This window comes from Alicyclobacillus hesperidum subsp. aegles (genome assembly GCF_027923525.1).
Taxonomy (GTDB): Bacteria; Bacillota; Bacilli; order Alicyclobacillales; family Alicyclobacillaceae; genus Alicyclobacillus; species Alicyclobacillus aegles.
This window is the reverse complement of sequence record NZ_BSBJ01000049.1, coordinates 282,689-296,127: the sequence shown is the minus strand read 5'-3', so window position 1 is coordinate 296,127 and position 13,439 is coordinate 282,689. Positions and strand designations below refer to the sequence as shown.

At 56.8% G+C, this 13,439-nt stretch carries 17 protein-coding genes; 7 read left to right on the top strand and 10 right to left on the bottom strand.

What is annotated here, in order from left to right; all coding sequences use genetic code 11:
• Positions 1 to 5: 5 nt before the first annotated feature.
• From alr to acpS, 4 genes are read right to left on the bottom strand one after another with little or no spacing between them, the layout of a single operon-like run.
• Positions 6 to 1,313, bottom strand: coding sequence for an alanine racemase (gene alr / locus QMF38_RS11085; RefSeq protein WP_232302190.1), 1,308 nt, complete (start codon positions 1,311 to 1,313; stop codon positions 6 to 8).
• A 5-nt stretch (positions 1,314 to 1,318) separates the two neighbouring features.
• Positions 1,319 to 2,326 carry a LolA family protein gene (locus tag QMF38_RS11080; RefSeq protein WP_281759484.1) on the bottom strand — a complete coding sequence of 336 codons (1,008 nt, stop codon included), beginning with the start codon at positions 2,324 to 2,326 and terminating at the stop codon, positions 1,319 to 1,321.
• Between the two features lie 45 nt (positions 2,327 to 2,371).
• Complete coding sequence (locus QMF38_RS11075) at positions 2,372 to 3,859, bottom strand: bifunctional ADP-dependent NAD(P)H-hydrate dehydratase/NAD(P)H-hydrate epimerase (RefSeq protein WP_040290406.1); 1,488 nt, start codon at positions 3,857 to 3,859, stop codon at positions 2,372 to 2,374.
• A gap of 60 nt (positions 3,860 to 3,919) precedes the next feature.
• The gene (gene acpS, locus QMF38_RS11070) at positions 3,920 to 4,336 is read right to left on the bottom strand and encodes a holo-ACP synthase (protein ID WP_040290404.1); all 417 of its coding nucleotides are present in this window, start codon (positions 4,334 to 4,336) and stop codon (positions 3,920 to 3,922) included.
• 128 nt (positions 4,337 to 4,464) lie between these two features.
• Between acpS and QMF38_RS11065 the strand changes: the two genes are divergently transcribed.
• Together QMF38_RS11065 and map are read left to right on the top strand one after the other, a co-directional pair.
• On the top strand, positions 4,465 to 4,653 hold the full coding sequence (locus QMF38_RS11065; RefSeq protein ID WP_040290403.1) for a hypothetical protein: 189 nt from the start codon (positions 4,465 to 4,467) through the stop codon (positions 4,651 to 4,653).
• Between the two features lie 57 nt (positions 4,654 to 4,710).
• Positions 4,711 to 5,472, top strand: a complete 762-nt coding sequence (gene map, locus QMF38_RS11060; protein WP_006447829.1) for a type I methionyl aminopeptidase — start codon at positions 4,711 to 4,713, stop codon at positions 5,470 to 5,472.
• A gap of 77 nt (positions 5,473 to 5,549) precedes the next feature.
• Here map and QMF38_RS11055 read toward each other — a convergent pair whose 3' ends face one another.
• Positions 5,550 to 5,936 carry a toprim domain-containing protein gene (locus QMF38_RS11055; RefSeq protein WP_040290400.1) on the bottom strand — a complete coding sequence of 129 codons (387 nt, stop codon included), beginning with the start codon at positions 5,934 to 5,936 and terminating at the stop codon, positions 5,550 to 5,552.
• 165 nt (positions 5,937 to 6,101) lie between these two features.
• Here QMF38_RS11055 and QMF38_RS11050 point away from each other — a divergent pair, with 165 nt between their 5' ends.
• Complete coding sequence (locus QMF38_RS11050; protein WP_040290397.1) at positions 6,102 to 6,374, top strand: hypothetical protein; 273 nt, start codon at positions 6,102 to 6,104, stop codon at positions 6,372 to 6,374.
• Positions 6,375 to 6,434: 60 nt separating this feature from the next.
• Here the strand turns inward: QMF38_RS11050 and QMF38_RS11045 are convergent, their stop codons facing one another.
• Positions 6,435 to 6,683 carry a hypothetical protein gene (locus QMF38_RS11045; protein WP_006447826.1) on the bottom strand — a complete coding sequence of 83 codons (249 nt, stop codon included), beginning with the start codon at positions 6,681 to 6,683 and terminating at the stop codon, positions 6,435 to 6,437.
• Between the two features lie 19 nt (positions 6,684 to 6,702).
• Positions 6,703 to 6,951 carry a hypothetical protein gene (locus QMF38_RS11040; RefSeq protein WP_006447825.1) on the bottom strand — a complete coding sequence of 83 codons (249 nt, stop codon included), beginning with the start codon at positions 6,949 to 6,951 and terminating at the stop codon, positions 6,703 to 6,705.
• Between the two features lie 158 nt (positions 6,952 to 7,109).
• On the opposite strand from QMF38_RS11040, the gene QMF38_RS11035 reads away from it, so the two are divergent.
• From QMF38_RS11035 to QMF38_RS11020, 4 genes are all read left to right on the top strand, one after another.
• A complete protein-coding gene (locus tag QMF38_RS11035; RefSeq protein ID WP_040290395.1) occupies positions 7,110 to 7,505 on the top strand; it encodes a GntR family transcriptional regulator in 396 nt (131 codons plus the stop codon).
• Positions 7,502 to 8,221, top strand: coding sequence for an ABC transporter ATP-binding protein (locus QMF38_RS11030; RefSeq protein WP_232302191.1), 720 nt, complete (start codon positions 7,502 to 7,504; stop codon positions 8,219 to 8,221). Before QMF38_RS11035 ends, QMF38_RS11030 begins: the two co-directional genes overlap by 4 nt.
• A 59-nt stretch (positions 8,222 to 8,280) precedes the next feature.
• Positions 8,281 to 9,048, top strand: a complete 768-nt coding sequence (locus tag QMF38_RS11025) for a hypothetical protein (protein ID WP_006447822.1) — start codon at positions 8,281 to 8,283, stop codon at positions 9,046 to 9,048.
• A 320-nt stretch (positions 9,049 to 9,368) separates the two neighbouring features.
• Positions 9,369 to 9,698 carry a thioredoxin family protein gene (locus QMF38_RS11020; RefSeq protein ID WP_281759462.1) on the top strand — a complete coding sequence of 110 codons (330 nt, stop codon included), beginning with the start codon at positions 9,369 to 9,371 and terminating at the stop codon, positions 9,696 to 9,698.
• A gap of 26 nt (positions 9,699 to 9,724) precedes the next feature.
• On the opposite strand, the gene QMF38_RS11015 is transcribed toward QMF38_RS11020, so the two are convergent.
• The 3 genes from QMF38_RS11015 to QMF38_RS11005 all read right to left on the bottom strand — a co-directional run bounded on the left by QMF38_RS11015 (position 9,725) and on the right by QMF38_RS11005 (position 13,426).
• Entirely contained in the window at positions 9,725 to 11,101 is a 1,377-nt protein-coding gene (locus QMF38_RS11015) for a sugar phosphate nucleotidyltransferase (RefSeq protein WP_281759461.1), read from the bottom strand.
• Between the two features lie 132 nt (positions 11,102 to 11,233).
• Positions 11,234 to 12,961, bottom strand: coding sequence for an MFS transporter (locus QMF38_RS11010; RefSeq protein ID WP_281759460.1), 1,728 nt, complete (start codon positions 12,959 to 12,961; stop codon positions 11,234 to 11,236).
• Positions 12,962 to 12,979: 18 nt separating this feature from the next.
• The gene (locus tag QMF38_RS11005; protein ID WP_281759459.1) at positions 12,980 to 13,426 is read right to left on the bottom strand and encodes a MerR family transcriptional regulator; all 447 of its coding nucleotides are present in this window, start codon (positions 13,424 to 13,426) and stop codon (positions 12,980 to 12,982) included.
• Positions 13,427 to 13,439 lie beyond the last annotated feature (13 nt).

Genomic DNA, 13,439 nt, shown 5'->3' with positions numbered 1-13,439 from the left:
CCGCGCTACGCTTCAACGTACAATTTCGGCACTCGACGATTGATTTGACAGAGGATCTCATACGGAATTGTCTCGGCAAGCGGCGCAACTGTTGACAATGATAACACATTTCGCCCTTCTTCATTCGCCGCAAGTGCGAACGTTTCCTGCAACCAGTTTGCGCGATGCTCCGGGGGCACGGACCGCCAAGCAGAAGCAGTCCAGGTCGACGGCGGATCGATCCCAAACACGGTGACAAAATCCCCGACCTGTGCTTCCGGAACATGTGACACATCAACCATCGCCTGGTCCATGCACACGCGCCCGACAATCGGTACATCGCGTCCGCGCACGCGGACCATGCCGCGATTCGAGAGAATGCGCAGAAATCCATCGGCGTACCCGACGGCGATCGTCGCTACGCGCATAGGGCGCTGTGCGGTGTAGGTGGCGCCATAACCAATCGTCTCCCCCGGGCGGACATCGGCCACGCGCGTGATCGACGTGTACATGTGCATGACCGGGCGCAACTCTGGTTGCGGCAAAACCTCTGGATCTGGGGAGTAACCATAAGCGGCGATGCCGACGCGCACCATGTCGAACTGCCACGCTTCGCCGCGCAAGAGCCCGGCGCTATTCGCTGCATGCACGAGCGGCGGTGCAGAGCCTTTCTCGCGCAACGTCTGAACGGCCTCTAAGAGCCGCTCCACTTGGCCGAGGGCATGGCTCACATCCGCCGCGTCCGCACAGGCCAGGTGTGTACACACCCCAGCAAACCGGATATCCGCGCGATTGGCCATCGCCTCGATCACGCGGAGCGCGGCCTCGATGGACTTAAAGCCAAGGCGGTTCATGCCCGTGTCGATGGCGATGTGCATCGCAAGCGGCCTTGGCAAGCGAGGAATGTCCGGGATCGGACACAAATCGGTGTAGAGGACGTCGAGCTTGGCTTCGGCTGCGACGACACACTCGTCAACCCCGAGGGCGCCGAGGATGAGGATGGGAATCTCCTTGTCAAAGGCGCGAATTTGCAAAGCCTCTTCCAGCGAGGCCACCGCCACTTGGTACACGCCCTCGCGGCGCAGCACTTCGACGACCGGGCGCACACCATGCCCGTAAGCATCGGCCTTGACGGCGACGAGCAGGCGCACACCGGGCGCCAACCTGCCTTTGAGCAGGCGAATATTATGGGCGAGCGCGGATAAATCCACCATCGCAAATGTCGTTCGATACATGGCGTTCACCTCGCTTGTGCCAGTGTAGCACAAAACAAAGGGCCATCCCGCAGGCGTAACGCCCGCTGCGGATGGCCCGTGCCGTATGCGCACAGCCATATCGTCTACTTCCCGACTTGGCCGAAGGTCGAGATCGCAATGTCTTGCAATTGGTCGAGGTTCATGTCGTTACTGGTCAACGAGAATTCGATCCCGTTGTTAATCCACGTGATATTCGAGACGTTTGTGCCCGTTGCATGGTTGTACATGGCAGGCACCCCGAACATGTTGAGCAATTGTGCGCTCGGAATACCTTCCGCACCTGGCGTCGGCTCTGACTCCGTCAGCACGTAATGATGATTGCCGCCACTATAGCGCATGATCACGCTCGTGTCCGTCGGTTGTGCGAGATCCGTCAACTTGGTGCCAAATTCAGCGGGCGGCTCGACATAATCGAACGACTGATCGCTGGCGAGCGTCGGCTTCGCAACTTGCCCAGACTGCGCCAAGGCCTGCGGATCGAACGCATCCTTCGGGAACGTGACACCTGTCGTAAACGACTGGTACGTCAACGTCACTGCGGCAGCCCCGTTCTTGTCGAGCAGTTTCACCGTCTGTGGATTTAAGTCTTTGGACAAGACGATTTGTTCGCGACTGATGACATCGCTTGCCGGTGTGACCGGGACATCAAACGAATAGACGCCGCCGTTTTTCTGAACCTTCACCGACTTTTGTGCCGTGATTTGGTTCAGCAGTTGATTGTATAGATAGATTTGGCCCTGATTCTGCGCCCAGTTGCCGTTGAATCGAAAGACCTTGCCAAGTGCCGGGCTGACAATGAACATGCCGCTTGGGTTGCGCACGATGATCTGGTTAATCTGCTTTTCCGCGTTGCCTAGTTCGATTTTGTATGTGTCCTGTGATTCGTACGAGACGCGGACGAAGTACTTTTGGACATTGTTGTCCATCTGTACCGTCATCATGGCTTCGCTCTGGTAGTTCTTACTGTCGAGCGTCTCGGCATGCTCCTGAATTTTATGCGTGACCGACTTATTGCTGCCCGGAACGCCACAGCCGACGACAACGCCGCCGGCGATGCCGAGTGCTAACAGGACTGCCGTAACCTTTCGCATAGCCACCTCGCCTTTCTCCGACACACACCATGTCAACCACCGAGGTTACCGGAGAGATTGCAGGTACGCTTTCAGCGCATTGGGCAACTCATGGACGACATCGGAGGCGGTCGCACTCACCCTGGTCAGTGCCTGCCCCGCCAGCTCCCCTGCGCGACCATGGAGCCATGCGCCAAGGCTCGCGGCGGCAAACGCATCCAGTCCCTGTGCGAGCAGGCTGCCGACAACGCCTGCAAGCACGTCGCCTGTGCCCGCGACGGCAAGCGACGCGTCACCTGTCGGATTGACCCGCAGTCGCCCGTCTGGCGTCGCGATGATGGTCCGATAGCCTTTAAGCAAGGCAACTGCCCCTGAGCGCATCGCGATCTCGCGAGCCGCCTCAATCCGCCTGGCCTGCACCGTGGACACATCCCAGCCGAGCATGCGCGCCGCCTCTTTCGGATGTGGCGTCAGCACGTACTCGCCCGCTACCGGCATGAACCGCCCGCCCTGCGCCACAAAGGCCAAGGCATCCGCGTCGATCGCGCCGCGTTGCACGCCGCACTCGGCCAGTTGGCGGAGCCATGCCTCTGCGCTGTGAGCGCGATCGCCAAGGCCGGGGCCAATCACCACCGCCTGACAATCCGCAAACGCCGCAGGTACCTCCGTTTGCGACCGCACGACGATGTCCGGCGCCCACTCGCCACCCTTAGCTCCTTCGCCGCCGACGACGACCATGCCGACGCCCACTTTGGCCGCCGCCAATGCGGCAAGGCGCGCCGCCCCGGTCATGGTCCCTACTGCGATGCCGACCCGGCCAAAGCTGCCCTTATGCGTAAGCACAGCGCGATCGCCATACTGGCCGCGAAACAAAGCGGGGTGTGTATACATCGCGATCGCATCGTCGATCCGCATTTCGATCCCGATGTCTGCCACGCGAACCTGCCCTGCATAAAGCGCTCCCGGCGTGACAGCCGTCCCCAATTTTTCTGCAGCCATGGCAACGGTCGTTGTCGCCTGCACGGCTCCGCCAAGGACCTCTCCAGTGGATGCGTTGACGCCGGTTGGCACGTCAATGGCCACCACGTCCGCCTGCGCCTGGTTGATCTCGTCGACCACAAGCGCAATGTCACCAGTCAAAGGTCGGGATACACCCGTGCCGAGAATGGCGTCGACAATTGCCACTTTCCCGGTCGCTTGCGCGAGTGCCACCGCTTCGCGGACAACGCCCGGCTCGTACAGTTGCCAGCGAACCCCTGCCGCATCGGCAATCGAGTGTGCGAGCCGCGCGTCCGATTGTAAGGTGGCGGGATCGACAAGCGTCACGACGGAAACCGCAATGCCTGCTCGCTTCAACCAGCGAGCGCAAAGCCAGCCATCCGCGCCGTTGTTACCCTTTCCGCAGACGACGACGGCCGCCTTTGGCAAATGCGACAACACGGCATCGGCGACGGCCCGTCCGGCATGATCCATGAGCACGATGGCCGGAACCCGGTATGTTTCGATGGTGTCGTGATCGAAACTCCGCATTTGTTCACTCGTGACGAGATACACAAAGTACCCTCCCCGAGGATTGGTATATGGATATTCGCGCTGTCCCAACAATATGTACAATCATGACAAGCGGGGAGCTTGTGCCAAGCGCTCCAGAATGGCGACAGCGTAAGCGACGCCGGCTGCATGGGAGAGCGAAACGTGGAGCTGGGCAGAAGGCTTTTGCACGTGCCCGGCAACTTCGACGAGCCCGGACGCGTCCGACCACTCCGTGACAAGGCCGGTTTCGCCGACGCGAATGCTGACCGTCGACATGCCTAGCCTGCCGAGCCCGAGCCCTGTGGCTTTTGCGATGGCCTCCTTCGCCGCAAAGCGCCCGGCGACAAACTCGGCCAGTCGCGCTTCGTCGGTGAACTGTGCGCTGATTTGCAATTCCGCTGCGGATAGCACGCGTTGTAAAAACGGTTCGCGGTTGCGCCGAAGCGCCTGGCGAACGCGGTGGATTTCAACTAAATCGGTGCCAAGACCGATAATCACAGGAAAATCACCCCTGTGCCATTATACACCCGGCGTCGTGCTCTGGGCTTGCTTGTCATACCAGGTGAAATCGGCCGCGTTTTGTGGCACAATAATCGGGATATGTCGACAGAGAGGGCGGAAGTTCGGTGCATCACGCAATCGAAGCAGTATTTGTCCTGTTCATTGGGTGCTTATTCGTCTACTTGATGAAAATTCGCCCCGGTGCAAAGCCGATGACGAAGCCCAAAATGATCGGTTACTTCGTCCTTGGTATCGTGATTGGTGTTATCTTCATCTCGACCGATGGGATTTACGCCCCGACAACGGGGTTATAACGTCCTTTGCTTACGCGAAACCTGCAAGGTAGCGTCGATGGACAACGGAGATAGGAGATGCAAGGCGTGATCGTGCTTAAAAGCAGACATGAAATTGCGTTGATGAAAGAGGCGGGGAAAGTCGTCGCCGCGTGCCATGAGGCTCTTCGCGCAAAAGTCAAACCGGGAGTCACGACGCTGGAAATCGACGCCTTTGTGGAATCATTCATTCGGAAATACAACATGGAGCCCGCCCAAAAGGGCTATCGCGGTTATCCGTTTGCCGCCTGTACATCGGTCAACGACGTCGTTTGCCATGGCTTCCCGAGTGACTATGTACTTCAAGAGGGCGATATCGTCACCGTCGATATGGTTGCCCTCCACAAAGGGTTGCACGCCGACTCGGCATGGAGTTATGCGGTGGGTGAAATTAGTGAGGAAGCTCGCCGCTTGCTCGATGTGACGAAACAGGCTTTATATGTCGGGATCGAAGCGGCGCAGATCGACAACCACATTTCGGACATTGGCCACGCGATTCAGACCTACGTGGAAGCTCAAGGGTTTTCTGTCGTTCGCGACTACATCGGACATGGTATCGGCCGCCAGATGCACGAGAGCCCAGAGGTGCTACATTTCGGGCCACCGCACAGAGGCGCGCGCATTCGTAAAGGGATGGCATTTACCATTGAACCGATGGTCAACGTCGGCACATATGCCTGCAAACTGGATGACGACGGTTGGACATCGCGCACCGAAGATGGCAAATGGAGCGCACAATACGAGCACACCCTGGTCATGAGTGAACACGGTCCCGAAATCATCACTGAACAGGCACAGTGACAGACTCTACGTTCTTGAAAGCGCGGCGGGACAGCCTCGGCAAGGGCTGTCCCGGCGTTGCGGTGAAAACTGGGTTATCACCTTGCGATGTGTTCCCCTTTCCAAGGGCCTGTCTGTAAAAGGCTTTCGTCAATGGCAAAATGGGCATCGGACAAAATCTTTGCCAAATGCTCAAGCGGCGTGCGCGCAACCTCACGGTAAGACTTGCGCGTATACAGATCCACGGCATTTGGCAATTCGCGTTTAAGCTGTTTGCGCAAGCGGTTTCCAGCCGAGTCGGCATCTACCAAAATATAGACCTCGTCCTGCTGCAGCGGCACAATCTCGTTTTCAACCTGCTCGTAACTGAGTGTGCCCTTCGTGCATACCACCTCGACTTCTTCTCGAAGGACCTTGAGAATCCTTGATCTATCCGTCTTGCCTTCCACAATGATCACTTTGCGCGAAGTCGCCGGTGTACGCATCTTGTTCAACTTCCTTCCATCTGCAAACACTCAAGCCAACTGCAAACGGTGGTGCCACCCTCATCATAGCACGTTCGGAATCTCTCGACAGCCGGCCATTCATGGAGAATCGTCCAGCCGTATTCGCACGTGCGGCATACGATGTACAAAAAGGAGGACTTTTTGATGGCCCATCGGAGCGCTGTTGATGCAGAACACTGCTTTCTTCCGTTGTTTCTCATCTTTGGCGGTCTGGGCGCGGCACGGGGTTTTTCGCGCAATGGCGGCTGGGCGGGACAACCAGGGCGAGCAGGCGTTGTCGATCCGCCTATGGGCGGCCGCATGACGCCCGGTTACGGTTATCCCGGCTACATGTCGCCCTATGCACAGAACCCAGGCTATATGCAGCAAGCCCCAAATGGAGCTATGCCGGCAACCAGATGGCCGTTCATGTTTTAACGGAGACTTGGCTGCAGAGCAGGAATGATCGTCCTGCCTGCAGCCATTCGTCTGTCGCCGCTAGACATTGGCAGAAGCCGAAGGTTTCAGATCCGCGTCGTTGATGGCACCATCGATCAGCTCGAAATTATCAAAGTTAACGTTCACCTGAACCGGATGCCAGTTAAAAAATCCGTATAAACCACCGTGGCCTTGACAGAGCTTCATGTTGGCGTCCCAGCCACCTACGTTATATTCCCCAAAAAAACTACCGGCGTTCTGCTGAGGCGTATTCGTGTTAAACACGCCAACCAAAATGACCGATGGCATTCCTTAGGCCTCCTAACGACTATGCGTTCGCGGACAGTTCCGGCTTTACATCGGGATCGTTAATCACCCCGTCAATCCCTTCAAAGTTGTCAAACAGCACATTTAACTGAATTGGGAACGCATTGAATGCCCCGTAGGTGCCGCCATGCCCTTGTGCCAGCTTCATGTTGGCGTCCCAGCCACCGATATTCCCTTCACCGACAAAGATTCCGGCATTTTGCTGCGGCGTGTTTTGATTGATCATGCCAAACGCGATAAACGAAGGCATAGGCGACCTCCTATCGATGCACATCTTACGCCAGTGTATGCGCTGCACGCCTGTACCCATGCGGACAGTTGTGTGTCATCACTTGACAGGAGTGTATCACATGTTATGATACACCCATATCACGTGATACACTTCGCGTTCCAGGGAGTGATGACGTTTTGGAAGAACGACGAGTGGGCTCCCTGCGCTTTCGCATCGACTTCAGTCAGCCGATTTACGAGCAGATTGTTCAACAGTTTCAAAGTTCCGTCGTCAAAGGCGAAATTGAACGCGGCACCAAGATACCGTCGGTTCGGGAATTGGCACAGGCCTTGCATGTCACGCCAAACACGGTCATGCACGCGTATCAAGAGATGGAACGCAGCGGTCTTACCGAAACCAGAAGAGGTCAAGGCACGTTTATCACATCGTCGCAAGAACAGATTGAACAGTTGCGCAGCAAACTCGCCGCTGTTGCCGTCCGAGAATTCCTACAGAAAATGAATGATTTAGGGTATTCAGGACAGGCCATCTTTCGGCTCATACAAGACGAAGAAAGGGATGAGACCCCTTGACACCAGCCCTGCAGCACAAACCCACCTTTGCAGTGGAATGCCGCCAGGTCAGCAAACGGTACGGACAGTCACAAGCCCTGCACAACCTCTCGCTATCCCTGCCACAAGGGTGTTCCATCGGGATTCTTGGGCCCAACGGTTCCGGTAAATCGACGTTGTTTCGCCTGCTGATGGGCCTCACCCAACCAGATAGTGGACACCTCGCGGTCCTGGGAAGAAAGCCGAGTTGGCAAACAAACCGCGACATCGCGTACCTGCCGGATCGCGCTCGCTGGTACGGCGGAGATACGGTTCGCGATGCATTTCGCTATGCTGAGCGGCTGCTACCGGGTTTTTCCCGGGACGTCGCACGCGATCTCGCTGATATCATGGAAATTCCTCTGGATATGAAGGTCGCTGGTATGTCGCGCGGGCAAGAGGCGCGCCTCATGATCATGGTCTGCGTTGCCCGCGATGTACCACTCATCATTCTCGACGAGCCATTTTCCGGCATTGACCTGCTGTCGCGCGAGCGGATTATCGATTGTCTGATTCATCACATGAGCCGGCGCGAGGTGACCATGCTCGTCAGTACACACGAGTTGCATGAGGCTGAACCGTTGTTTGATCACGCCGTGTTTTTAAATCGAGGTGAACTGCTTCTAAGTGGCGATGCGGACGAGTTGCGGGCGCAGCACGGGTCGCTGGAGAGGATGTTGCGCTCTTTGTACACGTAACGCCCTTCGTTTGCCGTTACACAATCACTACGATTGCGCATTTCATAGGGGGAATTGCGTTGTCATCCGGAACAGGTTTTGCTTTACTTGTCGCTCGCGACATGCGCCGCTTTACCAACGCTGGCAAACCAGGCCGTCGGTGGCGAATGGGATACGGAGTTGCGGGCCTTTTGGCATTGATAGTTCTGGCAACCTACGAGAGTACACAACACACCATTACATTATCCACTATCGGCCCCGTATGGGCCATCTCGTATTACATTCCGGTCATTTCGTTTGGCTTTGCCATGTCACTTGTGCTGAACGAGTGGCGTCAAAACACGGTCGGTTGGTGGCTGACCTTGCCACTTCCCAGAATCCAACTAACCCTGGCCAAATGCTTGGCTGCAGTCGGGAAGGCCGCCCGTGTCAGTTTGTGGACGTTTATAGCAGTTACCATTCTCGGTTTTTATACCAGTTTCCTAAGCACACACAGTCTCGATTGGGCGAGTGCACTTTCATTTCTGGTAGCCGGCTTCAGATGGACCCTGTTTCTACTTTGTCTCTGTCCACTCACATCGTCATTGGGGATCATGTTCGGCACCATCCGGCAATCCCGCTGGCGCCCCGCGTTGCCCGTCGTCTGGATAGCCTGGGTGATGGGTTGGGTGGTTTGGAGCAGCCATCACCCACATTGGCATATGGGGAGGCTCATCGGCCTTAGGCATGGCTCCATGACGGCCGAGGAGATGGTACATCTGGTTATCGACTTGGTTGCGAGTTGGATTCTGGCCGCCTTGCTCACCTGGATTGCCGCTTATCTTTTGGAGCGTCAAACGGACCTTTGATATCTACGACAAAGCCGCCCCGTGGCCGAGGCGGCTTCGACTTGCCCCTTTCCGGACTTCGCTTTATTGAACTGACTCAGACGACAGGTGTTGTCGTGCAGGTCGTCGTATATGCAGGGACAAGCAAGAAGAACAGGACGAAGATGATCAGAAACACCACTGCCCAACGCGTGTACCCACCAAATACGCCGTACATATGTGCTCCCTCCTGAAACTTGTTTGTGCACTGCGGCACACTGCCATACAATGCTGAAAGGAGGCATCATCGTGCGGGCAAATGTCTAGATGGACAGCCGTCAGCCGCTGGAGGAGGATCCACCGTGTTCACACAACTCATCTCTCTCGATGACACACAGTTGTCTAAGCTTCCGCCACAGAGTCTCGTGTTTCTACACACCCCTCTGTGCGGCACCTGCAAAGTCGCGCGGCGCATGCTTGAAGTGGTCGCCGCCCTGCAAAGCGACATCCCCATCTTTGAAGTCGACGCCAACTTCGTCCCCGAAACGCTACAAGCCTGGCAGATCGCAAGCGTTCCCTCCCTTGTCTATTTGAGCCAAGGAAAAGTGGCGAGCGTCCAATACGCGTTCTCCGGCGTCGCCGAATTAGCAGAGCGGATTGCGCACTTTCTCGGCAGCGATACACGCCCCTAGGCCGATGCCATGGCCTCCCCGACGGCTTACGACAGCGGAATCCCCGGCATGGCTGCCACCATCTCGTGCCAAGTCAGGTACTTGCGTTCGATGTCCTCTTCCACCAATTGACTCCCTCGTTGCACCTCGATGAACTGCATGCCCGAACGCGTCCGGATCGCGTGCCACGTGCCCTGATCGACGCGAACGACATCCCCCGCGCGAACCCGGTGCCAGCGCCCATCGAGAATGACCTCGCCTTCGCCTTGAATCACGGTCCAAATCTCTTCGCGCCAGGCGTGGCGGTGATAACTCAGGTTGCGCCCCGGGTGAAGATCGATACACTTGGTCAGGACTTCCGTATGGTCAGCCAGCTTTTGATAGTCGATCACGCGGTAAGTCCCCCACAACCGTTCCTCAAACATCGGCCGATTCTGAATCGGCCCCACCACCTCTTTAAGCGACGCGGACAACTGCTTGTCCGCCGCGAGTATCCCGTCGGGTGTCGCGACGACCATCATGTCGCGCAAACCGAGCGCGACCACCGGAATGCCGAGTTCATTGACCACGTGCGTTCCTTCGCATTGGGATAAAATAGCCTGACCGACACCCTCACTTTCCATTTGTTCTGACAGCGATGACCACGTGCCGAGATCGGACCACATACCGCGGTACGGATGGACGACAATCGACTGCAACTGCTCGACAACTTCGTAATCGAAACTGCGTTTCGGAAAGGCATGAAAGTCCTCGCAGGCATGCTCATAGGTGGTGGGCAGGCCACGCGCTTTTAGCAGTGCAAGCAGCGTTTGCGGCAAGAAGCAGAAAACGCCACAGTTCCAAAGGGCACCCTCCTGAATCAATCGCTGCGCAGCCTCAAGCGCCGGTTTTTCGACGAAGCGGCGCACCTGCAAGAGACCATCAGCACTCGCTGCCAAAGGCACAATATAGCCAAACTTGCTCGTGGGCTCCGTGGGCTCTACGCCCATCAAAGCCATGTCTGCACCGCTGTCCTTGAGTATCGTGCCAAGGCGCTGAATCTCCTGAAAGTAGTGGTCATCGACGAAGTGATCAACCGGGCATACGGCGACCGGCTCGTCCGGTGCCATACCGCAACGGTCGACAAGGTAGAGGATGGACAGCGAGATCGCCGCAAACGTATCTCTGCGCTCCGGCTCCTCGATCACGCCAATTTCCCCAATTTGCGCGTGAATGATCTCCGTCTGCGCTTTTGACGCGCATACATACACCTGATTGGGAGCGAGTCCACAGTCGCCAATCTGTCGCCAAACTCGCTGCAACATCGACTCGAAATCAGCTCCAGTTGGCGACGGTAAAACGCGCAGAAATTGCTTTGAGCGGACGTCATTGGACATCGGCCACAACCGCTTACCTGACCCTCCGCTCAACATCACCAGTCTCATCGTCAACACTCCCACCGAAGTCTGAACGCACATCGCCCGGCCGCGAGATACTCGCACAGCCGGGCGCTGTCCACAAAGTTCCCATGATGACTATAAAAGACATCGATTTGTACGTCCATCCCCTTGCCAGGTTTACTTGGCCATGTTGGTCTGTCCAGACGGCGGCGTCTCGAGATGAACAACGTGCTTGCCGCGCGCCGCTGATGCGATGGCACCAATCACCATGAGAGCTGCCGAAATGTAAAACGCCATGGCCAACCCGGTGTGAAACGGATCGGAAATCAGACTCGGAAAGAACTGTTTGCCGGTGAGCAAGACGGCTTGGCTGTGCGGCAGCGCGTGCAAGATGTTTAGGCCGGAAGGACCAAGCAAGGTCTGCAGCGGATTATAGCCGAGCAACGCGGCAAACAAGGACGATGTCGGCGGCAAACTGGCAACCGCATCGGCTGCGTGCATCGGCACGTCATGCGCCGAGAGGCCTGAGGCGAGCGCCGATGGCAACTGCGAAGACAAGCCTGCAATGACAATGGAGAAAAAGATGCCCATGCTCATCATCTGCCCGGCGTTCATAAAGGTGGATCGCATACCCGACGCCGCACCGCGATAACGAGCTGGGACGGAACTCATGATGGCCGCGCTATTGGGCGACGAAAACAAGCCCATGCCGACGCCGACAATGAAAATGTATGTCCAGAATAGCCAATGGTTGAAGTTGACGGGTAAGGTAGCCAGCAAAACGAAGCCAATCGCGCTGACGATAAGTCCACCCGTCGCAAAAGCCTTGGCGCCAAATCGATCGGAAAGATAGCCGCTGATGGGTCCGGCTGCAAGAAAGCCGACGATTTGCGGCAGTGTGTAGAGGCCTGCGATAAGCGGTGTATTCTCGTACGATACGCCATGCAACGGCAGAAAGATGCCCTGAAGCCAAATGATGAGCATAAAGCTGAGCCCACCGCGCGCCAAAGCTCCCGCAAACAGCGCGATATTGCCAAATGTAAATGCCCGGATGCGGAACAGACCGAGGTGAAACAACGGTTGTTTGACGCGTTGCTCGACGACAGCAAAGACAATCAGCATGGCGAGACCGACGGCCAAGCAGGCAAGGACAAAAGGCGAGCGCCAGCCCATCGCATGACCACCGTAGGGCATGATGCCGTATGTGAGCCCAAGCATGATGCCAAGGACGCCAAGCGCAAGGGTTAAGTTCCCTGTCACGTCCAAATGTTCACCCCGTTGTGGCGCGGTGACTTCACGCAACGCGACATAAGCCCAGATGGTTCCTGCGATACCGATGGGGACGTTGACCAGAAACACGTATCGCCAGTTACCTGTCGACGCCAAAAATCCACCGACGACCAGCCCTACGACACTGCCGGCCACCGATGCAATCTGGTTGAGTCCAAGTGCCAGGCCCCGCTGATTGGCTGGAAACGCATCCGTCAAAATCGCGGCGCTGTTCGAGAACAAAAACGCCCCGCCAATACCTTGAATGACGCGGAATATAATCAGCTCGATCTCCCCGGCCATGCCCTTACTCCACGTGAGAGCACAGAGTATGGAGCCGATGGTGAAAACCAAGAACCCCAGGTTATACAACCGAACGCGGCCAAACATATCCGACAATCGGCCAAACGTCACGAGGAGCACCGTGGTCGCAACATTAAACCCAAGCAATACCCACAAGAGCAGCCCCGTTTGCCCACCTTGCAGTGGATTGACCGAAAGGCCGGAGAAGATGACCGGCAAGGCGATGATTAAAATCGTCCCGTTAATCGAAGCCATCAGCACGCCCAGCGTCGTATTCGAAAGCGCAATCCACTTGTACACATCGCGCGATCGCGCTGCATCTACTTGTTGCAATGTAACATTCCTCCCACATCATTCACCCTCGTCGACCTCTTTGCGATGTTTCGCGAGTTTCTCTTCAATCCTTGCCAAACGTTCACGGTAGCGCTGCCGCATGGCCTCGAGCCGCTCAACCTTTTCGTCGATATGGGCAACGACAGTCTCTAAAAGTTGAATTGAATGTTCCAAGATATCCATGCGGACTTCCGGCTCCACACCAGCCTCCAGTTGTGCACGATAGCCTTGAAGCACATCCTCGACGTCCATCACCTCGCGGATTTCTTGCAAGGTGTAGCCCAACACGTCGCGCAAGCGCAGGATTTGTTCCAACCGAGCAATGGTCGCCTCGTCATACATGCGATGGCCCCCTGGCGTGCGCTGCACAGGCGGAATGAGCCCCACTTCCTCGTAGTAGTGCAGCGTTCGAGTCGTGATGCCCAGCCTCCCGGCAACCGCCTCCACCGACCACGCCTTACCCATTGCCATCCCCCTT